General features: G+C 60.9%; 22 protein-coding genes. 11 read left to right on the top strand and 11 right to left on the bottom strand.

Translation table 11 applies throughout. From position 1 onward, the window contains the following. Positions 1-13: 13 nt before the first annotated feature. A complete protein-coding gene (locus ACTJJ6_RS02855) occupies positions 14-484 on the top strand; it encodes a winged helix-turn-helix transcriptional regulator (RefSeq protein ID WP_241005496.1) in 471 nt (156 codons plus the stop codon). 7 nt (positions 485-491) lie between these two features. On the opposite strand, the gene ACTJJ6_RS02850 is transcribed toward ACTJJ6_RS02855, so the two are convergent. Beyond that, a complete protein-coding gene (locus ACTJJ6_RS02850) occupies positions 492-1,175 on the bottom strand; it encodes a helix-turn-helix transcriptional regulator (RefSeq protein ID WP_241005495.1) in 684 nt (227 codons plus the stop codon). Between the two features lie 375 nt (positions 1,176-1,550). Between ACTJJ6_RS02850 and ACTJJ6_RS02845 the strand changes: the two genes are divergently transcribed. From ACTJJ6_RS02845 to ACTJJ6_RS02820, 6 genes are read left to right on the top strand one after another with little or no spacing between them, the layout of a single operon-like run. Then, positions 1,551-2,084: a fimbrial protein gene (locus ACTJJ6_RS02845; protein WP_028128040.1), complete on the top strand. Its 534-nt coding sequence runs from the start codon at positions 1,551-1,553 to the stop codon at positions 2,082-2,084. Positions 2,085-2,143: 59 nt separating this feature from the next. After that, a complete protein-coding gene (locus ACTJJ6_RS02840) occupies positions 2,144-2,896 on the top strand; it encodes a fimbrial biogenesis chaperone (RefSeq protein WP_228009676.1) in 753 nt (250 codons plus the stop codon). A 20-nt stretch (positions 2,897-2,916) separates the two neighbouring features. Continuing rightward, positions 2,917-5,448 carry a fimbria/pilus outer membrane usher protein gene (locus ACTJJ6_RS02835; protein WP_440802010.1) on the top strand — a complete coding sequence of 844 codons (2,532 nt, stop codon included), beginning with the start codon at positions 2,917-2,919 and terminating at the stop codon, positions 5,446-5,448. 27 nt (positions 5,449-5,475) lie between these two features. Next, positions 5,476-6,816: a fimbrial protein gene (locus tag ACTJJ6_RS02830; protein WP_016928116.1), complete on the top strand. Its 1,341-nt coding sequence runs from the start codon at positions 5,476-5,478 to the stop codon at positions 6,814-6,816. After that, positions 6,813-7,565, top strand: coding sequence for a fimbrial biogenesis chaperone (locus ACTJJ6_RS02825; RefSeq protein ID WP_240429836.1), 753 nt, complete (start codon positions 6,813-6,815; stop codon positions 7,563-7,565). Before ACTJJ6_RS02830 ends, ACTJJ6_RS02825 begins: the two co-directional genes overlap by 4 nt. 43 nt (positions 7,566-7,608) lie before the next feature. Further along, on the top strand, positions 7,609-8,475 hold the full coding sequence (locus ACTJJ6_RS02820) for a hypothetical protein (protein WP_016928118.1): 867 nt from the start codon (positions 7,609-7,611) through the stop codon (positions 8,473-8,475). A 5-nt stretch (positions 8,476-8,480) separates the two neighbouring features. On the opposite strand, the gene ACTJJ6_RS02815 is transcribed toward ACTJJ6_RS02820, so the two are convergent. The 5 genes from ACTJJ6_RS02815 to ACTJJ6_RS02795 all read right to left on the bottom strand — a co-directional run bounded on the left by ACTJJ6_RS02815 (position 8,481) and on the right by ACTJJ6_RS02795 (position 10,962). Next, positions 8,481-9,074: an ATP-dependent Clp protease proteolytic subunit gene (locus ACTJJ6_RS02815; RefSeq protein ID WP_016928119.1), complete on the bottom strand. Its 594-nt coding sequence runs from the start codon at positions 9,072-9,074 to the stop codon at positions 8,481-8,483. Between the two features lie 45 nt (positions 9,075-9,119). Then, the gene (locus ACTJJ6_RS02810) at positions 9,120-9,449 is read right to left on the bottom strand and encodes an SRPBCC family protein (RefSeq protein WP_016928120.1); all 330 of its coding nucleotides are present in this window, start codon (positions 9,447-9,449) and stop codon (positions 9,120-9,122) included. Then, positions 9,446-9,760, bottom strand: coding sequence for an ArsR/SmtB family transcription factor (locus ACTJJ6_RS02805; protein ID WP_016928121.1), 315 nt, complete (start codon positions 9,758-9,760; stop codon positions 9,446-9,448). Before ACTJJ6_RS02805 ends, ACTJJ6_RS02810 begins: the two co-directional genes overlap by 4 nt. A 110-nt stretch (positions 9,761-9,870) precedes the next feature. Then, on the bottom strand, positions 9,871-10,296 hold the full coding sequence (locus ACTJJ6_RS02800; protein ID WP_015377548.1) for a universal stress protein: 426 nt from the start codon (positions 10,294-10,296) through the stop codon (positions 9,871-9,873). A gap of 147 nt (positions 10,297-10,443) precedes the next feature. Beyond that, entirely contained in the window at positions 10,444-10,962 is a 519-nt protein-coding gene (locus ACTJJ6_RS02795) for a hypothetical protein (protein ID WP_240429835.1), read from the bottom strand. A gap of 236 nt (positions 10,963-11,198) precedes the next feature. Here ACTJJ6_RS02795 and metQ point away from each other — a divergent pair, with 236 nt between their 5' ends. Further along, positions 11,199-12,014, top strand: a complete 816-nt coding sequence (gene metQ / locus ACTJJ6_RS02790; protein ID WP_016928123.1) for a methionine ABC transporter substrate-binding lipoprotein MetQ — start codon at positions 11,199-11,201, stop codon at positions 12,012-12,014. Between the two features lie 47 nt (positions 12,015-12,061). Here metQ and ACTJJ6_RS02785 read toward each other — a convergent pair whose 3' ends face one another. From ACTJJ6_RS02785 to ACTJJ6_RS02765, 5 genes are all read right to left on the bottom strand, one after another. After that, a complete protein-coding gene (locus tag ACTJJ6_RS02785) occupies positions 12,062-12,826 on the bottom strand; it encodes an SDR family oxidoreductase (RefSeq protein ID WP_004940984.1) in 765 nt (254 codons plus the stop codon). 139 nt (positions 12,827-12,965) lie between these two features. Continuing rightward, positions 12,966-13,886 (bottom strand): sugar ABC transporter substrate-binding protein, encoded by a 921-nt coding sequence (locus ACTJJ6_RS02780; RefSeq protein ID WP_016928125.1) that lies wholly within the window; start codon positions 13,884-13,886, stop codon positions 12,966-12,968. A gap of 63 nt (positions 13,887-13,949) precedes the next feature. Next, a complete protein-coding gene (locus ACTJJ6_RS02775; protein WP_025160279.1) occupies positions 13,950-14,990 on the bottom strand; it encodes an ABC transporter permease in 1,041 nt (346 codons plus the stop codon). A gap of 15 nt (positions 14,991-15,005) precedes the next feature. After that, the gene (locus ACTJJ6_RS02770; RefSeq protein WP_033640651.1) at positions 15,006-16,490 is read right to left on the bottom strand and encodes a sugar ABC transporter ATP-binding protein; all 1,485 of its coding nucleotides are present in this window, start codon (positions 16,488-16,490) and stop codon (positions 15,006-15,008) included. A gap of 75 nt (positions 16,491-16,565) precedes the next feature. Beyond that, complete coding sequence (locus ACTJJ6_RS02765; RefSeq protein ID WP_016928128.1) at positions 16,566-17,495, bottom strand: sugar ABC transporter substrate-binding protein; 930 nt, start codon at positions 17,493-17,495, stop codon at positions 16,566-16,568. 484 nt (positions 17,496-17,979) lie between these two features. On the opposite strand from ACTJJ6_RS02765, the gene ACTJJ6_RS02760 reads away from it, so the two are divergent. The 3 genes from ACTJJ6_RS02760 (at position 17,980) to dcuR (ending at position 21,273) form a co-directional block, all read left to right on the top strand. Next, positions 17,980-18,822, top strand: coding sequence for a class I fructose-bisphosphate aldolase (locus ACTJJ6_RS02760; protein ID WP_261267251.1), 843 nt, complete (start codon positions 17,980-17,982; stop codon positions 18,820-18,822). Between the two features lie 125 nt (positions 18,823-18,947). Next, complete coding sequence (locus tag ACTJJ6_RS02755) at positions 18,948-20,561, top strand: sensor histidine kinase (RefSeq protein WP_004940962.1); 1,614 nt, start codon at positions 18,948-18,950, stop codon at positions 20,559-20,561. Next, positions 20,554-21,273, top strand: coding sequence for a two-component system response regulator DcuR (gene dcuR, locus ACTJJ6_RS02750; protein ID WP_004940959.1), 720 nt, complete (start codon positions 20,554-20,556; stop codon positions 21,271-21,273). The genes ACTJJ6_RS02755 and dcuR overlap by 8 nt, the downstream gene beginning before the upstream one ends. The last annotated feature ends 19 nt before the right edge of the window (positions 21,274-21,292 follow it).

Below are 21,292 nucleotides of genomic sequence, written 5' to 3'. Positions count from 1 at the left end.
AGGGTTTGAAGGTATGACGTGCTCGGTGGCCCACGTGCTGTCGGCATTGGGCGATCGCTGGGGCGCGATTCTCATGCGCGATCTGTTGCTGGGGCTCTCGCGCTATGACGATCTGCGCCAATCGACCGGCATCACCAACAACACGTTGGCCGATCGGCTCAAGGCGCTGGAAGGCAGCGGCCTTATCGAAAAGCGGCAATACCAGACGCGCCCCGATCGCTACGAGTATCTTCCGACGGAGAAGGGAAAAGATCTCGGGCTGCTGGTGATGGCGATGATCCAGATTGGCGACAAGTGGAACCTGTCCGAGCTGGCCGGGCCGCCGCTGCGCGTGGTCGACCGTGCGACTGGCCACCCCGCCACCCTGCGCGTGGTCGATGCCGTGACCGGCAAATCGCTGCCGGCGCAAAACCTGGCGCTGGCGGCCGGCCCCGGCGCCGATGAGATCACGCGATGGCGGCTGGCCGTAGGCCAGGCCCGTTAACGGCGCGCTACAGCAGCGCAATCATCTTCAGCAGTTCCACCCGATTACGGATGCCGAACTTCTTGCCGGCATTGTTGAGGTGCGAATAAACGGTTTTCGGGTGCAAATTCAGCCGCCGCGCAGTCTGGCGGATATCTTCCGTACGGGCGGTTTCACACAACACCGCCGCCTCGCCAGGCGTGATCGCCGCCGCCCGATGCCGGCTCACCACGCGCCGTTCGCCCGTCTCTTCACGGCGGACTAGCGCCGCGCAGGTTTCCCGCACCACCCGCAGCGCTTCCCGTTTGTGCAAAATCGCATCCGGCCGCGCCGCCGCGATAAATGCCAGGATCAGCGGCGAAGTCTTATCGACGAAGAACAGTATCCGGACGTCTTTATATTCAGCGCGGCAAAGGTCAACAAACCTCAAATAGGCTTCGAACCGATAGATTTCATGGGGAAAATCCATGATAATTAAATCAGGCGCCGGGCTTATATTTTTAACGATGTTAATATTAGGCGCAGATAAGGTTATCACCCCACCCCCCAATAATGTTTTCATACCTAACCGGCACAACGACGAACCGTCGATATAAATCACTCTCACTTTAATTCTCCTTATCAGCATGAAAACATGCTTCCACACCTTAGGCAGCTTGTCGCTGTTCTTTTTTGGGGTAATTCGCTTGCAAAGCACACCGATATAAAACATCTTGATAACATGTTTTTCAAATAATCACGCAGCAGTCAGCACGTTGATTAATACGCAAAAAAGGCATGAATGTTTCAAATTATTTCATAAGCAAAAACTGACAACCCAATAAAAACGCAACACAATGATATAGATCTATTTTCCATTTTGTATGACATAAGGGAAAATGAAAATAAATGTAACAACCCACACCACCACCTTATTACCATGCGGAAAACACCTATAGGGAAAATTCTTAGTTTGTTAGGATGAAAATCCATGTTTGCCGACGCGTTTAAAAAACAATTGCGCAACATGATTAATCAACAAACGCACGTCAGTAATTTATTACTGTCAGGAAAGCTTTTCTCTAAAGTTAATTAAAGGGCATTTCACATGAATGTTAAATTAGTCGCATTATCCATGCTGGCTCTCACCGGCGCCTGTGCGGCCGCCTCATCCAATACCGTGCAATTCAAAGGCGAAGTCAGCACGCAAACCTGTTCGGTGAATATTAACGGCAACCAATCCAACCCGGTCGTGTTGCTGCCGACCGTCGCCGCCAGCAAACTCGCCGCCAAAGGCGCCACCGCCGGCGACACCACTTTTACCGTTAACGTGACGGGCTGCGCCGCGGCGACCAGCGATACGGCGATCAAAACCGTGCTGGCGGGCAACAACCCGACTACCAACGGCAACCTGGGCAACGCGGGCGATGCGGCCAAGGTGTCCATTCAACTGCTGGACAGCGACGCCACCACGCCGCTGTCATTCGCCAGCGGTTCGACCGTCACCACCTCCGCGATGACGCTGGCGAAGGACGCCACCTCCACCTCACAGAATCTGGTGGCCCGCTACTACGCGGAAGACACCGGCGTGGCGGCCGGTTCGGTGATCGCCACCGCCCAGTTCGCCATTAGCTACAAATAAGCCGGCGTCAGGCGCCATACCTGTTGATGCCAGCGCCGTTCCTTAGCGGGCGGCGCTGAATGACTCGCTCCCTTTATCGGTTCACGTTTATGCCGCAGATAACCCGCTCCGCCCGCCGATGGGCCGCCCTGTCGCTTTGCCTGATGAGTTTTGCCGCCACCCACGCCTTGGCCAGCGTAACGCTGCTCGGCAACCGCGTGATCTACCCCGCCGAGGCGCGGGAAAAAACGCTGCAGTTCACCAATGACGACGGCACCCCGGCGCTGATGCAGATCTGGCTCGACATCAATAACCCGCAGTCAACGCCGGAAAACGCCGATGCGCCCTTTGTCGCCTCGCCGCAAATCTTCCGCATGAATCCGCACAGCGGGCAAATGGTGCGGCTGTCGTTCGTCGGCCAGCCGCTGGCGCGCGATCGCGAATCGCTGTTCTACCTCAACTTCCTGCAGGTGCCCGCCGTGCGTCAGACGGACAGCGACAAGAACAAACTGCTGCTGGTGGTCACCAATCGACTGAAGGTGTTCTATCGCCCCGCCGGGCTGGCCGGCGACGCCAACCACGTCATCGATCGCCTTAGCCTGCGCCAGGTCGGCAACGCGCTGCGCGTCGACAACCCGACCGGCTACTACGCCAACGTCAGCCAGGCCACGATCCTGAGCGGCGCGAAGCGCAGCGCCATTCCGCAGGCGGATCTGATCCCGCCGTTTTCGCAGGCCAGTTGGCCGGTGAACGGGGAGGTGCGGCAGGTCACGCTGCGCGTCATCAATGACTATGGGGTGGAAATCACGCGCACCCTGAACGTCGCGCGCTGAAACCAGACAGGGAGGTTTTCATGTTCGATGTCCGCAAGGCGACGCCGCTGCCCGCGCGCTGGTGCTGCGCGCTGCTGGCGCTGCCGCTGGGCTGCGCCGCCGCCGACGGCTATACCTTCGATCCCGCGCTGCTGCGCGGCAGCGTGCTGAGCAACAGCGCCCTGAGCCAGTTCAACCAACAGGACGCCGTCGCCCCCGGCAGCTATCAGATCGATCTGTACCTCAACGGCCAGTTTCTCGAGCGCGACCAAATTCGCTTCGTGCGCGCAGACAAGCAGGTGCTGCCCTGTTTCGATCGGCCGCAGCTGACACGCTTCGGGCTGAAGAATCCGCCGGCGGCCGAGGCGGAATGCCTGCTGCCCGGCCGGGATCTCAAAGACATCGCGGTGAACGCCGATATCTCGCGGCTACGGCTGGATCTGAGCATTCCGCAGGCGCTGTTGAACGGCCAGCCGCGCGGCAGCGTCAACCCCGCCAGCCTGGACAGCGGCGAATCGATGGCCTTCGTCAATTACAACCTCAACCAGTACCACGTCAGCTACCGGCAGGGGCAAACCCGCGATCTCGATTCGACCTACGCCAACCTGAACGGCGGATTCAACCTCGGGCTCTGGCGCTACCGCCAGCAGTCCAGCTACCGCTACGATCGGGAGTTCGGCGGTCACCTGGACACCAGCCGCCGCTACGTGCAGCGCGCAATCCTGCCCTGGCGCAGCGAAATGCTGTTGGGCGAAGGCTTTACCGACGGGCACTTCTTCTCCGGCCTGGGCTTTCGCGGCATTCAGCTCAGCTCGGACGATCGCATGCTGCCGGATTCACAGCGCGGCTATGCGCCGGTGGTGCGCGGCGTGGCGAAAAGCAACGCGCGCGTGACGGTGCTGCAGGGCAAAAGCACGCTGTACGAAACCACCGTAGCGCCGGGGCCGTTCGCCATCAACGATCTGTACGCCACCAACTACGCCGGCGATCTGACCGTAGTGGTGACCGAAGCCGACGGCAGCGTCAGCACCTTCACCGTGCCGTTCGCCGCAGTGCCGGAATCCATCCGCCCCGGCCAGTCTCGCTACTCCGCCATTGTCGGCCGTTCCCGCTACGTCGGCGACAACGATCTGTTCAGCGAAGTGACCTGGCAGCACGGCCTGACCAACGCCCTGACCTTCAACCTCGGCAATCAGCTGGCGGACGGCTATCAGGCGATGATGCTGGGCGGCGTGTACAGCAACGAACTGGGCGCCTTCGGCATGGACACCACCTATTCCCACGCCAGCCTGCCGGACGGCGACGCCTCAGGCTGGATGCTGCATCTCTCTTACAGCCGAACCTTCAGCCCGACGGACACCACCTTATCCATCGCCGGCTACCGCTACTCCACCGAAGGTTTCCGCGATCTCAGCGACGTGCTCGGCGTGCGGCGCGCCGCCGTCACCGGCCAACGCTGGCAGTCCGACTCCTACCGCCAGCGTTCGCGTTTCGAGGTGGCCGTCAATCAGGGCATGGGCGCGTTCGGCAGCCTGACGATGTCCGGCTCGACCCAGGACTACCGCGATCAGCGCGGCCGCGATAATCAGCTCCAGTTGGGCTGGGGGAAAACCTTCGGCAACGGCGTGGCGCTTAACCTCTCCGTCACCCGCACCCGCAGCCTGGGCTACAGCAACGGCGACTACCGCGGCTACGGGCCGCTGGACAACGTCTACAGCGCGCCGCTGGCGCAGAACACGCAGACCGTCACCGCCCTGTCGCTGAGCTTCCCGCTCGGGCGTTCGTCATCCGCCCCCAGCGTCTCGCTGCTGGCCAACCACAGCCAGGGTCAGGGCGGCAACTATCAGGCTGCGCTGTCGGGCAGCGTCGGTGACGAGCAGCCAGTCAGCTACGGCCTGAACTTCACCACCGACGACGATCGCCAACAAAGCATCTGGGGCGGCAACCTGCAAACCCGCCTGCCCTACGCCAACGTCACCGGCTCGTTCTCCACCGCGCGCCAGTATCGACAAGGCTCACTGTCGCTGCAGGGCGCGGTGGTGGCGCACCGCGGCGGCGTGACATTAGGGCCGTATGTCGGTGACACCTTCGCCCTGATCGAGGCGCCCGGCGCCAGCGGCGCGCAGGTGATGGACGGCCAAGGCGCGCGTGTCGATCGCTTCGGCTATGCGCTGGCGCCGGCGCTGGTGCCCTATCACTACAACACCGTCGCGCTGAACCCCGAGGGCATGAATGACAAAGCGGAACTGGAAGACGGCCAGCGGCGCGTCGCGCCGTACGCCGGCGCCACGGTGCGCCTGCGCTTCAACACCGTGCGCGGCCAGGCGCTGCTGATCACCGCGCAGCGGCCCGATAACGCGCCGATCCCGATGGGCGCCAACGTATTGGATAAGGCGGGGAACAGCGTGGGCATGGTCGGCCAGGCCAATCAGGTGTATCTGCGCAGCGACCAGAATGCCGGTGTGCTGACGCTGAACTGGGGCGACGCGCCCGGTCAGCAGTGCACGCTGCATTACCGCCTGCCCGTCGCGGAAGACAGCCCGATCCAACGGCTCAGCGCCCCGTGCCGCTAGCCCGTTTAACTTATCTCAGGAGAGACGATGAAACGCATTTCTTATCTGGTCGCCGCCCCGGCGCTGTTCGCCCTGTCGCTGTTCGGCGCGCCCGCGGCGCTGGCGCAATGCACGCGGGTCGCCCCCTGGATCGACTCCGGCTGCGATCCTTGCGGGGTGGGCACGGCGCTGGGTCGGGTCAACCTGACCAGCACCTATCTGCAGCCCGTCGGCACGCCGCTCGGCACCAGCGTGTTCGATCTGACCTCCGGCACCCGCTATCCCGATCCCAATAAGGTGCTGTATGAATGCGATGCCGGCGATGTCGGGCAAATTTATGAAGTCTTCGCCACCAACGGCGACGATCGCGTCGGCGGCTATTACGATCTGGGCGCCAGGGACGGCAACCCCAACTATTACGCCACCTACTTCCCTTACGTCGGCATCCGTTTGACCCACCTGGATTCCGGCAAGGTTTTTACCCGTTACTGGCAGTCGGCGCCGATTACCCGCTACGCCACCGTGGGCAACAAAATCCAGATCCGGGTGAAAGACTTCAGCGCCATCCGCGCCGATCTGATCCGCATCAGCTCGCTGCCGGGCGCGGGCGCCAGCAACTACTGCGGCTACAGCGCCGGCAACCCGCTGGTGGGCATGGCGTCGACCACCGGCAATTCGAACTATACCTGCACGCAGCCGAACGGCTATGTCACCTTTCAGGGGCCCGGCATCGCCTCGGATCCTATCGGCAGCGATTCCGCCACCAACTACGCCACCTGGGGCACCGGGCGCTGGAATGCGATGGGCATGGGCACCGCACCGATCTCTTCGCTGACCTATACCGCCACCTGCGTGGCGCGCAACGTCACGCCGCTGGTGATCCTGCCGACCCTCTCCGTCAGCCAGTTGACCGCCGGGCAAACCTCACAGGCGCAGTTCACCCTCAATATCGAATGTGACAACGCCGCCGTGTCCGGCGTCAGCAGCAACAATACCGCCCTCGGCCTGCAGGTGCCGTATGAAAGCTATGTCGCGGCGCAGCGACTCGGGTTGGTCAGCGCCAACGGCGGCGTGAGTTACCTGCTCTCCAGCGGCTACGGCACCGACAGCAGCGTCGCTACCGGCGTGGGCATCGCGCTCGCCAACGCCGGCAACGGCGCGCCGATGAACTTTGTCGGCTGGGCGCGCTGCAGCGCCGGGCAATGCCCGCAGGGCAACGACGCCGGCTGGTATCCGGTGCTCAACGGCGCCAGCGGCGGCGGCAGCACCGCGGCGGGGTTTACCCACTACACCACCCAGCTCACCGCCACGCTCGCCCGGCTGCCTGGCCAAACCGTCACCGCCGGCAAGGTGGACGCCAGGGCCTACGTCTGGGTTAAGGTGCAATGATGAGAAAGAAATGCCTGATTATGGGATGCGCCCTGCTGCTGGCGCTGGCTTCCATCGGCGCGCAGGCGGGCATCATCGCCTCCGCCACGCGGGTGATTTTCCGCGAAGGCGAGACGGAAAAAACCCTGATGCTGCTCAACACCAACGGCTATCCGATCGTGGCGCAAACCTGGGTCGATAACGGCGACGTCAACGCCGCCCCCGAACTGTCCCGCGCGCCGTTTGTCACCCTGCCCAGCGTATTCGCCCTGCAGCCTTCGGCGCTGAAAGGGCTGCGGATCCTGTTTGCCGGCGCGAGCCTGCCCGCCGACAGGGAGTCGGTGTTCTGGCTTAACCTGTATGAGATCCCGCCCAGCCGGCCGGCCACGCCGCCGCTGGCGTCGCGCGTGACGCTGGCGATGAACACGCAGATGAAAATCTTCTACCGCCCCAGCGCGCTGAAGGGAAACGCCGACAACGCGGCCAAGGTCGTTTCGTTCACGCTGCAAAAATCACCGGGCGGCTATCTGCTGCGCTGTCACAACCGGTCGGCGTTTTATCTCTCGTTCGCTCGCATCACCGTGCAAACCGACAGGCGCGATGCCCCGGTGCGGCAAGAAAGCGACATGATGACCGCGCCATTCAGCACGCGAGATTATCACCTGGACAACGTTGCAGCGTCGGAACTTCCCTCTCAGATCACCGTTCAGGCCACCCTCATCAACGACCAGGGCCAACAGATCGTCAAGTCATACACAGCAAACCCATAACGATAAAAAGCAGCACATTTTTTAAGTACAGGAAATAGGGAAAATGAGTCTAAGCAGATTCCAGCTACAGTTTCACCTGGAGAAACAGGCCAACATCATCAGGCAGTCACCGGCGTTTCACGCCGCCATCGTCAAACACGGGGAGTTATTGAAAGAGACCTACAAGAAACATCCGCTGTTTTACAAAATCATCTTCAGGAACAGCCGGTTCATCATTTGTTCCACCATCCTGTCCATTTATTACCATCAGCCCGCCGCCGGGCTGAAAGACATCAAAGCCTTTTTTAAAGGGAAAAATTTGATCAGCGAGAACTCCCTGGACTCCTTTCTGTTTTTTTTGCGGGTCGGGCGCCGGTTGGAGGTCAAACCCTGTGAGCATGACAAACGCCAGTTACGCTATAAGCCTACGCCGCACGCGCTGGCGGAAACCCAGGCGCTGATCGCCTCAATGGCGCGGCCTTATCAGGCGCTGGCGCCACAGATGCCCATCGCGACGCTGCTGGCGGCGCCCGGCTTTCTGTCCACCTTTTTCGCCGCCTACGGGCAACTGATGCTCAAGGAGATCTACCTGATCGATCTGGTGCAACAGTCAGGGCTGTTTATCAGCAAAGATGCCGGCCACATGGTGCTGTTGATGCTGTTTATCGAAAGCATCCGACAGGACGCCCCTTTTCTGCTGCTCTCCTCGGCCAAAATCGCCAAGTCCTGCTCCGTCTCACGCGCGCACGTGAACCGCATTCTGCAGGCGGCGGAAAAATCCGGCCTGCTGACCACCACCAATAATGTGGTAATCGAACTCAACAGTTCGTTCTTCATCATGGCGGAACGCTATTTCAGTCTCTATTTTGCGATGGTCGAATTCGGACTTGAACGGGTTTGGCAAACGCAACAATCCGCCTCGCACTCCTGAGCCCTTTACCGCGCCCGCAATACCCGATCGATCAACCCCCAGACCGCCGCTTCGTCGGCGGTCATGAAGCGATCGCGATCCAACACCCGCTCCACCTCTTCATAACTTAGGCCGCAATGTTGGGCATACAGCCGAATCACCCGGTCTTTGGTGCGCTTCATCTCTTCGGCGTGGATCAAGATGTCGGAGGCCTGCCCCTGAAAGCCGCCCAGCGGCTGGTGCACGTGCAGGCTGGCATTAGGCAGCGCCATGCGGTGCCCCGGTTCGCCGGCCATCAACAGGAACGACCCCATCGAACGCGCGGTGCCCATGCACAGCGTATGCACCGGCGCGCGGATATACTGCATGGTGTCGTAAATCGCCAGCCCGCTGGTGATCGCCCCGCCCGGCGAGTTGATGTACAGGTGGATCGGTTTTTCCGGGTTTTCCGCCTCCAGAAACAGCAACTGGGCACACAGCATTTCGGCCACGTCGTCGTTGACTTCGCCGTTAAGGAACACGATCCGATCGCGCAGCAGGCGCGAATAAATATCAAAGGAACGTTCTCCCCGGCTGGTCTGTTCCACCACCATCGGGACGAGCATCATCTTCTCACGCATCGGTGAACTCCTGGGTTGGCAACAAAGAGAAATGTGTTTAACGCGTCAGGCGGCGCGCATCACCGTCGGCGGGCCATCGTTGGCGGCGTCGAGCTGGTGGATAATCCGCAGCAGGCTGCCGCCGCCGGCGTCCGGCACGATCTGCAGGGTGACGACGCTTTCGAGAAACGGCGGTTGGTCGTCGCGCAGGCGATAGCTCACCGCCTCGCCCGGCGTGGCGGCCAACGGTTCAGCCTGCGCCAAATCCCCCGTCGGCAGCCATTGCTCGCGCAATTCGGGAACGCTGAGCGCGCGCCACACTTTTTCCGGCGGCGCCTCGATCGCATACTCCAACACCAGCCGGTCGCGCGGCGGCCGCTCAGCCTGTTTGTTCATTGATCCATGTCCTTCAGCAAGGTTTGCAGCGCGTCGATGCGCGCCGGCCAGTAGGCGCGGTACTTCGCCAGCCACTGGGCGATCTGCGCCAGCCCTTCCGGGTCGACCTGGTAATTGACGCAGCGCCCCTGCTTCGTCTCGCGTACCAGTCCGGCGTTACGCAGCACCGCCAGGTGTTGTGACATCGCCGACTGGCTGATGGGCAGCCCTTCGCGCAACGCACTGGCGTTCATGCTGGCGACAGCGAGTTTGTCGAAGATGCGGCGGCGGGTTGGATCGGCCAACGCCTTGAAGATGTCATTTTCGTTCATATAAACACATTAGTATTCACTTATGTATTATGCAACCGAGCACGGCATTTTTTGCTGCAAAAGAGACTCCGCGCCGCAGCGCGGAGTGAATGGACGAGGCATGATCGCGCTTATGAACGGATCGGGATCACCAGCACGTCGATATTCAGTTGGTTGATGGCGTTGCGGGTAGAGGAAAACAGGTTGCTCCACAGATCGTGGTGATGGCCGAACACCAACAGATCGATGTTCTTGTCCACGACCGCCGTGCGCAGTTCGTCAACGAAGCCGCCGCGCCCGATAATCACTTCCGCGATCGGGTAATTGACGTTTTGCGTGGTGGGTTCCAGCTCTTTGCGGATCTTCTCTTCGAACGGCACGCCGTCATAGCTGCGTTCCGAAAAGCCGATCGCCGCGTGGTAGGTGTCGTAGTGGACGTCCACATAGATCAGCGAGAGTTTGGCCTGCAGCGCCTCCGCCAGCAACGCCCCCTTTTCGACCAGCCGTTTGCCGTCATCGCTCAGATCGGTGGCGATGACAATATGGTGGTAACACATAGCGCCTCCTGTCATGGACTCGGTTGAGCCGAGGCTCCGATATCACGCCGGGGTCATATCGTTATGATTAATTTTAGTTCAGAAATGGCACTCATGGCGGGAGGTGATGCGGTGGGAAAGCCCCGTTGCCGGGGCTGAAGGCAGAAATTATTTCTCGCGCTGCGCCTCAAACCAGACGTTGCACAACGACAGGATCAGCGTGTTGGCGTCTTTCACCAGCACGTTATCGCCGGGCACCCCATCAGTGCCCTGATCGGTGATGCCTTTGATGACGGTATCCGCGTGCTGAATGGCCACACGCTCGACCGACGGCGTGCTGATGCCCAGCATCGGGAAATCGATATAGGAGCTGCTGCCGGCATTGTCCTCGACAAACTCCTGCGCTTCTACGGTGCTGACGGTCGCCCCTTCGCTTTTCAGCGCCGTGTCGTTCCAGCTGAACGCATCCGCCTTATAGCTGATTTTGCCGCCGATCAGGCTCTGCGCCTGTTGCTGATCCCAGCAGCCGGTGGTTTGAGTCGGCACAATTTTGCTGACGCGCCAGTTGCCCAGCAGCTGTTTAGGGATCGGTCCGGTATCGCTCTCCGCCGCCCGAACCTGAATCGCCGAGACGCAGGCCAACACCACCAGCGGCAGCAGCGCCTTGCTCCAAGTGTTCAATCGCATTGTCTATTCCTTCGTTTCAGTACCCAGTCTGCCCTTACGGGCCAACGGCTATCATAATAAGCCCGCCGATTCGCCGTCAAAACAATCCGCACCGCGCCGGGCAGCGGCCGCTCATAGCTAATCGCTATGAGTCATAGTGAATCAGTATTTTGTTTTAGCCCAGCGATTACCTACAGTCACTGCCACTATTCTGCCCGCCAAAATTAGCAGGCAATGTTGACAAGGACCCTGGGAAAATGACATTTACGCTGAAAAACCTCACGTTGGCGCTGGCCGCCGCCGGCACGCTGCTGCTGACCGCCTGCGGCCCGACCGCACAGGACGAGCACCACATCAAGGTCGGCATCAGCGCCGGCATCGATCAGTCGCTGTGGGCGGTAGTGCAGAAGGTCGCCAAGCAAAAATACGATCTGGACGTGGAGGTGGTGACCTTCAACGATTACGTGCTGCCGAACGAAGCGCTGAACAATGGCGATCTGGACGTCAACGCCTTCCAGCACAAGCCTTACCTGGACAAGCAGATGCAGGAGCGTGGCTACAAGCTGGCGGCGGTGGGCAATACCTTCGTCTACCCGATCGCCGGGTATTCGAAGAAGATAACCGCACTCAGCCAGTTGCCGGACGGCGCGCAGGTGGCGGTGCCTAACGATCCGACCAACCTGGGCCGTTCGCTGCTGCTGTTGCAAAAACAGGGGCTGATTACCCTGAAAGACGGCGTCGGCCTGCTGCCGACCGCGCTGGATATCGTCAGCAACCCGAAAAAGCTGAAGATCGTCGAGATTGAAGCGCCGCAACTGCCGCGCGCGCTGGACGACCAACAGGTGACGCTGGCGATCATCAACACCAACTATTCCAGCCAGATTGGCCTGTCGCCAGCCAAGGACGGGCTGTTTGTCGAAGACAAAAACTCGCCTTACGTCAACATCTTCGCCAGCCGCATCGACAACAAAGACAGCGAGAAAGTGAAGGATCTGGTCAAGGCCTACCAGACCGACGAAGTGGCGGCCAGCGCCGCCGACATCTACAAAGGTGACGCCGTCAAAGGCTGGTGATCCTTTTCCCGCATGCCCGTGACGCCCGGCCACGGGCCATGCCAACCTCAGCCGCGCTGAATGGACACGCCGCCGTCCACCAGCATCGCGGTGCCGGTGACGAATGAGGAAGCGTCAGACGCCAGATACAGCGCCGCCTGCGCGATCTCCTCCGGCATCGCCAGCCGCTTCAGCGCGTGCAGATCGGCCACCTGCGCCAGCGCCTCCGGGGTATTGCTCATCTGCCGGCCCATCGCCGTGTCGGTGCCCCCCGGCAGCAGCGCGTTCACCCGAATGCCGCGCCCGCCAAACTCCACCGCCAGCGCCTGCGTCAGGCCGATCAGCCCCGATTTGCCGGCCGCATAGGCTGCCGTGCCGGGAAACGCCGCGGTGTGGCCGACGAACGTGGAGGTGAAGATCACCGAGCCCGCGCCGCGCGCCAGCATGGCGGGAATTTGATGCCTGGCGCCGTAATAGGCGCTGGACAGGTTGGTTTCCAGCACCTCGCGCCATTCTGACGCGCTGAGCGCCAGCGACGGCCCCAGCGGCCCCAAGGTGCCGGCGTTGTTGAAGGCGATATCCAGCCCGCCGAATTCGTCGACCGCCGTCGCCGTCAGCCGTTCGGCGAAGGCTTCGTCGCGCACGTCACCCGCCACCGCCAATGCTCGGCCGCCCTCGCGCCGAATGTCCTCCACCAACTCGGCCAACAGCGGCGCGCGCCGGGCGCCCAACACCAGCGCAGCCCCCTGCCGGGCGAACAGCAGCGCCGCCGCTTTGCCGATCCCCGAACTGGCGCCGCCGATCACCGCCACCTTGCCGTTTAATGCATTCATCGCTCATCCTCACGCGGTTTAAAGATCCTCAGTGTGAGGCAAGATCCCGCGCCGCGCTGGCCGCAAGCGGACATGTAACTGACGCCAATAAAAAAGGCGCTGCAAGCAGCGCCCCGGCAACGCGAATCTGACGGTTAACTCACGGCCTGGCCGCATACTTCTGCATCGTGGCCGGCGTCACCAGCTCGAACGGGATCCAGTAATACGGCTCGAGCTTTTCACCGTTGATCATGCGCTGCGCCACATCGACCGAGGCCTTGCCCTGGCCGACCGCGTCCTGGAACACCGTGACCTGCATCTTGCCGGAGGCCAGCGCCTTGAGGCCGTCCGGCGTGGCGTCGATGCCGCCGATCAGCACTTTCTTGTCTGCCTTGCCCGCCTGCTGCAGCGCCATGATCGCGCCGATCGCCATCTCGTCGTTGTTGGCGGCGACGATGTCGATCGCTTCGCCGTTGGTCAGCCAGTTCATCATCAGATCCATGCCTTCACTGCGTGAATAGTTGGCGCTCTGCTTCTGCACCACCTTCATTTTCGGGTACCTGGCCACCACCTGCTCCACGTCTTTGGTGCGCTGCAGCGCGCCGGCGTCGGTCAGGTTGCCGATCATCACCGCCACGTTGCCCTGATAGTTGGCCAGCCGCGCCAACTCTTCCATCTGCAGCGTGCCGGATTCCCGCTCGTCGGAGCCGACGAACACCACGCCCTGCGGCAGTTTGGCGTCGCCCGGCGTGCGGTTCACGTACACCAGCGGCACGCCGGCGGCCTGCACCATTTTGGTCATTACCGGCGTGCTGGCCGAGTTGACCGGATCGACGATAATCGCGTCCACCCCGGCGCTGATAAAACTCTGCACCTGATCGGTCTGGCGGCCGACGTCGCCGCGCGCGTCCTCGAACTGCACGGTAATGCCGCGCGCCTTGGCCTCCTTGTCGATCGCCTGGCGGATAATGGTGAGGAAGTTCTGGTCGAAATAGGCCATCGATACGCCGATGGTTTGCGCCAATGCCGGGGTGGACGCACACAGCGCCACCGCCAGCCACAGCCCTTTCAGGTAATTCATGATGTGCCCCCCGGTAAAAAAACACCGCCGGCCAACCTTGGCGCCGGCGGCAATTCACGGCAATCAGTGTTTTTTGCGGTTGCGACGCATGTCGATCGACACGGCGGCGACGATAATCACGCCTTTGATGATGTCCTGAATGTAAGAATCGACGCCGATAAAGGTGAAACCGCTTTTGATAAGGCCGAGGATCACCGCGCCGATCAGCGTGCCGGTGATGCGCCCGACGCCGCCCATCAGGCTGCTGCCGCCGATCACCGCCGCAGCGATGGCGTCCAGCTCGTACGACATCCCCATGCTCGACTGGCCGCTGCTGACGCGCGCCGCCAGCACCACGCCCGCCAGTCCCGCCAACCCGCCGGCGATGGTGTAAACCGTCACCAGATATTTGTTGACGTTGATGCCGGACACCCGCGCCGAGGTCATGTTGCCGCCGATGGCGTAGATGTATTTGCCGTAGCGGGTGTGTTTGAGCGCGATATGGAAGATCACCGCAATCACCAGGAAGATGATCACCGGCATCGCGCCCTGGCCGATTGACGTGAAGCCGTCCGACAGGAAGCTGACCGGGTTGCCCTTGGTGTAGTACTGCGCCAGACCGCGCGCCGATACCATCATCCCCAGCGTGGCGATGAACGGCGGAATGCCGGTGCGGGTGATCAGGAAGCCGTTGATAAAGCCGCAGACAATGCCCACCCCAATCCCCGCGCCGATCGGGATCGCCGCCGGCAGATCGAGCAGCCCCGGGTACATCGGCGAAATGCTGTCCGAGGTCTGCGCCAGGCTGGCCGCCACCACCGCGGTCAGCGCAATCAGCGAACCGGAGGAGAGATCGATGCCGGTGGTGATGATCACCTGGGTGACGCCCACCGCGATGATGCCGATGATCGCCACCTGCAGCACGATCAGCAGCAGGCGGTTCGGGTTCAGCAGGAACGACTGATCGCGCATGTACCAGCCGAGGATTTCGAAGATCAGCGCGATGCCGATCATCACGATGAAGATGCCGGTATCCTTCGGCATTTTGCCGCTCAGCCCGGAGAACAGCGTTCCCTTGCCCGTTGAATCGGCGGAGAGCGGCTTCTCAATCTTTACGTTACTCATGATGTTCACCCTTCGTTATTCTGAGGCCAGCGCCAGGATCTTCTCCTGGTCCGCGTCGTCTTTGTCCAAAATGCCGGTGATGCGGCCGCCGTGCATCACCATCACCCGGTCGCTCATGCCGAGGATCTCCGGCAGCTCGGAGGAGACCAAAATGATGGCGACGCCGCGGTTGGCCAGCTCGCTGATCAGGCGGTAGATTTCCGCTTTCGCCCCCACGTCGATGCCGCGCGTCGGTTCGTCGAGGATCAGAATTTTCGGCTGCGCCAGCAGCCAGCGCGCGATCAGCACCTTCTGTTGGTTGCCGCCGCTGAGGTTATTGATGATCTGATCCATGGTCGGCGTTTTGATGTTGAGTTTTTTGATCTGATCCATGCAGTCTTTGGCCATCTGCACGTGGCTGACGAAACCGTTCTTGCCGATGTATTCCGACAGGTTGACGATGCTCATGTTCTCGACCACCGACAGCACCAGAAACAGGCCGGATTTCTTGCGGTCTTCGGTGAGAAACGCCAGCCCGCTCTCGATCGCCTTCGCCGGGGAATCGACCTTCACCGCCTGGCCTTCGATAAAGATCTCGCCGCCGTCCGCCGGGTGCATGCCGAACAGGCTTTCCATCACTTCGCTGCGCCCGGCGCCCACCAGCCCGGCGACGCCGAGGATCTCGCCGCGTTTGACGCTGAACGACACGTCATGGAACCAGCCGCTGCGGCGCAGCCCCGCCACCCGCAGCACTTCCTCGCCGATATTGTTGTTGAATTTGGGGAACATCTGCGTCAGTTCGCGCCCCACCATCATGGTGATCAGCGACTGTTTGGTCAGGTTTTCGGTTTTGTCGCAGGCGATGAAGGTGCCGTCACGGAAGATGCTCACTTCGTCGGTGATGGCGAAGATCTCGTCCATCTTGTGGCTGATATAGATGATGCCTTTGCCCTGCTCGCGCAGTTCGCGGATGATGGCGAACAGATGCACCACTTCACCTTCGGTCAGCGCCGAGGTCGGTTCGTCCATGATCAAGACGTCGGCGTTGTAGGACACCGCCTTGGCGATCTCCACCATCTGCTGGTTGGCGATGCTCAGATCACCCACCAGCGTGTCCGGCTGCAGTTTGATGTTCAGCCGCGCCAGCAGCTCGCGGGTGTTCTCGTTCAGCTGTTCGTGGTTGACGAACCCCAACCGCGCCGGCTCGCGCCCCAGCCAGATGTTTTCCGCCACCGTCATGTAAGGCACCAGGTTCAGCTCCTGGTGGATCATGGAAATGCCCGAATGCAGCGCCTGCAGCGTGTCGCTGAAGGTGACCGGCCGGCCTTTGATTTTTATCGAGCCTTCATCCGGGTGGTAGATGCCTATCAGGCATTTCATCAGCGTCGATTTGCCCGCGCCGTTTTCTCCCATCAGCGCATGCACGCTGCCGGGTTTGATTTTAATCGAGACCTTATCCAGCGCTTTGACGCCGGGGAACTGCTTGCTGATGCCTTCGGCCTCAAGAACATAAGGGTACATACCGCTTACCTCCGCACTGACCCACGTTTTCCGCCGCGCTCGCCCCACACCGGCGCCCGCGGCGGGCTTCAAGGCTTATTTCTTGTTTTTATCGGCGAATTGCTGGTAATTGGCCTGAGTGATCAGCTGGTAAGGGATCAACACGTTGCTTTCCACTTTTTCGCCTTTCACCAGCTGAACGGCGGTCTGCACCGCGCCCTCGCCCTGGCCTTTGGCGTCCTGGAACACGCTCAGCGCCAGATCGCCCTTCTTGATGAACTCCAGCGCGTCCGGCGTGCCGTCAACGCCGGCCACCAGCACGCCGGATTTTTTGGCTTGCTTCAGCGCCAAAATAGCGCCGATGGCCATTTCGTCGTTGTTGGAGGCGATGGCGTCGATCTGCTGGCCGGACAAAATCCAGTCGGTGGTGACGTCCACCGCCTCTTTGCGGAAGAACTTGGCGGTTTGCTTGTCGACTATTTTGATGCCGGGATAGTTGGCCGCCACTTCTTCCACGCCGCGAGTGCGGTCGCGCGTGGCTTCGCTCGACAGCTCGCCCATCAGGATCATCACGTTGCCCTTGCCGTTCATCAGCTTGGCCAGCGCTTCCATCTGCAGTTTGCCGGCCAGCTTGGAGTCGGATCCGACGTAGGCCATGCCGGCCGGCAGCGCCACTTCCGGCTTGCGGTTGACGAACACCAGCGGGATCTTGGCGTTCTCGGCCAGTTTGATCATCGGCTTGACGCCCTGGGTATCCACCGGGTTGAGGATGATGGCGTCGACGCCCTGGCTGACGAAGTTTTCGATTTGTTGAATTTGCTGCGCGATGTCGCCCTTGGCGTCTTCGAACTGGCCGCTGACGTTGCCGTCGGCCTTCATTTTGCTTTGCATCGACTGGCGCAGAATGGTGAGGAAGTTGTCATCGAAGTAAGCCATGGAAACGCCGATCTTGATGTCTTTCGCCAACACGCTGGCCGGCAGCATGCACATCAGTACCGAGGCGGCGATCAATTTCTTCAGCTTCATGTTCGTTACCCTTTAATCGTTAGAATGAAGAGGTCTGTTGGTTGACAGCTAATGAAAAATATTTTTTACATTCAAACAACAATACGGTCGGTGTTATCCCTTTGATACGGCGAAATTACCGCGTTATTGCCGTATTAAGGCCGTGAACAAAATGGTGATCGATATCTCAAAATAGATTAAAAACAACTAATTGAAATAAACCCCTGGTGAAGCAAGCCGCGTCTTCGGCGCTTTTTTAAATGTTTATTTCATAATTTAGACTATTGAAACTTTTTAACCCAAACAAGCGAAACATGCGTTTTGGAATGGCTTATTAACAAAAACATGACACGGATCTAACAAATGAAATGAAAGCCGCCCGCGAGCGTTCCCCTTTCGTGCGCCGGCAAAAACTGCGAGCGGGCGCGCAGTTTGCGGTTTCCGCGTTTCCCGACCATCCTTACTCGGCAATAATGGACATATCCCTATCTCAGGAGGACCTGACATGCAGCTCAGCAGTAAGGTGCGGATGAACCGCCTGTTCAACAACGGCAAGTGCCTGGACGTGGCGATCGATCACGGCATCGCCAACGAACCGGATTTCTTAATCGGCCTGGAAGATATCGAACGGGTGATGGGCAACCTGATCGCCGCGCGCCCCGACGCCATTCAGGTCAACTACGGCCAGGCGGATCTGCTGCAGCGCGCGCCGCAGCGCGAAAAGCCGGCGCTGGTGCTGCGCACCGACGTCGGCAACGCCTATAACGCCGCGCGCCACCGCGAAATGTGGGCGGTGCTGCACAACCCGGAAGCGCCGATCCTGGCCGCGCTGCAAATGGACGCCGCCGCGGTGGTGGTCAACCTGTATATGATCCCGGATGAACCCGGCATTTTCCGCCAGTGCATAGAGAACATCGGCCGCCTGCGCCACGCCTGCGACCGCTACGCCATGCCGCTGATGATCGAACCGCTGGTGATGGCCCCGGCCGGCCAGGGCGCCGCCTACGGATCGCTGGGTGACGTGGAGAAGATCGTGCCGCTGGTGCGGCTGGCGCGCGAGCTGGGCGCCGACATCATCAAGGCCGATCCGACCGATCGGGTGGAAGATTTCCACCGCGTGGTTGAAGCGGCGCGCTGCCCGACGCTGGTGCGCGGCGGCGGCAAGGGTGAGCTGGGCCCGGTGCTGGAGAAATCCGCCGCGCTGATGGCGCAGGGCGCCTCCGGCATGGTCTATGGCCGCAACGTCTATCAACACAGCAACCCGTCGCAGGTGGTGCGCGCCCTGATGGCGATCATCCATCAGGGCGCCAGCGGCCAACAGGCGCTGGAGATCTACCACCAGCAGTAACCCGCTTTTGTAACTAAAATAACCCCTCGCTCCCCCGGCAGCATGCTATAACCTGCTGCCGGTAACTGCAGCTTGCCGCATTCCTCGCTAGAATACGCCGTGATATCGCCATTCGGAGAACCGCCATGCCAAAACAACGGGTGCCGCTCAAGCTGAGCACCTCCATCACGCTGATGGTGTCCGCCATCATCGCTTCGGTGCTGCTGGTGGTGTTCGCGCTGTTTTTCGTGCAGATGAGCCGCGAGGGGCAAGATCAGCTGCAGCAAAAAGCCATCGCCGTCGCCAACACGCTGGCGCTCTCCAACACCGTGATCGACGGCCTGCAGCGGCGCGATCACAGCGGCGCCATTCAGCGCTTCGCCGAGCAGGTGCGCCATCAAAACGAGCTGCTGTTCGTGGTGGTGGTGGATATGCAGGGCATCCGCTATTCGCACCCTAAACCCTGGCTGATCGGCAAGCATTTTATCGGCGACGATTTGGCGCCCGCGCTGCAAGGCAACGTCAACAGCGCCATCAACCGCGGCACGCTGGCTCCGGCGCTGCGGGTGTTCGTGCCGGTGTATGACGATCAGAAAAAACAAATCGGCGTGGTGGCGCTCGGCATCGCGCTGGACACCGTGCAGCGGGTGGTGGCGGAAAGCCGATGGATCATCTATTGGACCATCGCCTTCGCCGCCCTGGTCGGCAGCCTGGGCACCTTTTTCCTGGTCTCTGCGCTCAAACGCATCATGCTGGGTTTCGAGCCTTACGAAATCTCTAACCTGTTCGAACAGCGCAACGCCATGCTGCAGTCGATTAAAGAAGGCGTGATCGCGGTCGATAATGAATCCCGCATCACCATCGTCAACGACGAAGCCAAGCGCCTGCTGCGCCAGAGCGGGCCGGTGGAAAACCTGCTGCTGGAAGCCGCCAGCAAGCATTGGCCGGCGCAGCTGCATCTGGCGGAGGTGCTGGCCAGCGGCGAACCGCTGCGCGATCGGCAGATCAGCTTCAACGGCAGCGAACTGCTGACCAATACCGTGCCGGTGATCGTCAACGGCCAGGTGACCGGCGCCATCGCCACCTTCCGCGACAAGACCGAGATCAGCCGCCTGCTGCAGCGGCTGAGCGGCATGGCGCACTACGCCGACGCCCTGCGGGTGCAGTCGCACGAATTTATGAACAAGCTGCATGTGATACTCGGCATGCTGCATATGAAGGCCTATCAGCAGTTGGAAAACTACATCATCAACACCGCCAGCAACTACCAGGAAGAGATCGGCGCGCTGCTGCGCAAGATCCATTCGCCGGAGGTGGCGGGCTTCTTCATCGGCAAGATCAGCCGCGCCCACGAGGCCGGCATCGAACTGACCATCGAGGAAAACAGCCTGCTGCCGGAAACCGACGATGCGGAAACCACCCACGTGCTGATCAGCGTGCTCGGCAACCTGATCGAAAACGCCATCGACGCCATCGACGGCGTTGAGGGCCACGAGATCGGCCTGAGCTTCCATCATCACGACGATCAATTACACTGTATCGTCAGCGACGACGGCCCCGGCATCGATCCGGCGATCGGCGCGCGCATCTTCGAACACGGATTTTCCACCAAGGGAACGGGACGCGGCATCGGCCTGGCGCTGATCCGCAGCCATCTGGAGAAACTGGGCGGCAGCATCGATTTCGAATCCGAACCGGGCGAGCTGACCCAATTTTTCGTGCACCTTCCCTATCAGGCCAAGAGCAGAGCCCATGATTAACGTACTGATTGTCGACGACGACCCGATGGTGGCGGAGCTGAATAAATACTACCTGAGCCAGGTCGGCGGTTTTCACTGCCAGGCGACGGTCGCGACCCTGAGCCAGGCGCGCGCCCTGCTGGCCGACGCCAGCGTCAGCATCGATCTGGTGTTGCTGGATATTTACATGCAGCAGGAGAACGGGCTGGATCTGCTGCCCGGCCTGCGCGAACTCGGCGAGAAGACCGATGTGATCATCATCTCCTCCGCCAGCGACGTGAACACGGTGCAAAAAGCGCTGCACTACGGCGTGGTGGATTATCTGATCAAGCCGTTCCAGTTCAGCCGCTTCAAGGAGGCGCTGAGCCACTACCGGCAACAGTCACAGCTCTTGGCGCAACGCGAGTTTTCGCAGGCCGACGTCGACAGCCTGTTGCGCCGCCAGCCCGGCGGCCAGGAGAGCAAAAAGCTGCCGAAGGGCCTGACCAGCATCACCCTGAGCACGGTGTGCGAGTGGATCGAACAGCAGCACGACAGCGAATTCTCTACCGACAATCTGGCCAACGCCATTGGCATTTCGCGGGTGTCCTGCCGCAAGTACCTCATCTATCTGGCGGAAAGCGGCATCCTCGGCACCCGTATTCTGTACGGCGCCACCGGCCGGCCGGTCTATCTGTATCAGCTGAAACCGGACGCGATCGCCATGCTGAAAGAGCATTGCCGCCCGGCCTAAACGACGTCGGGCGCAGAAA

The organism is Serratia sp. 22278 (assembly GCF_052045405.1).
Taxonomy (GTDB): domain Bacteria; phylum Pseudomonadota; class Gammaproteobacteria; order Enterobacterales; family Enterobacteriaceae; genus Serratia; species Serratia marcescens.
Note: the sequence above shows the minus strand (reverse complement) of the source record. Positions and strands in the feature narration are given on the sequence as shown.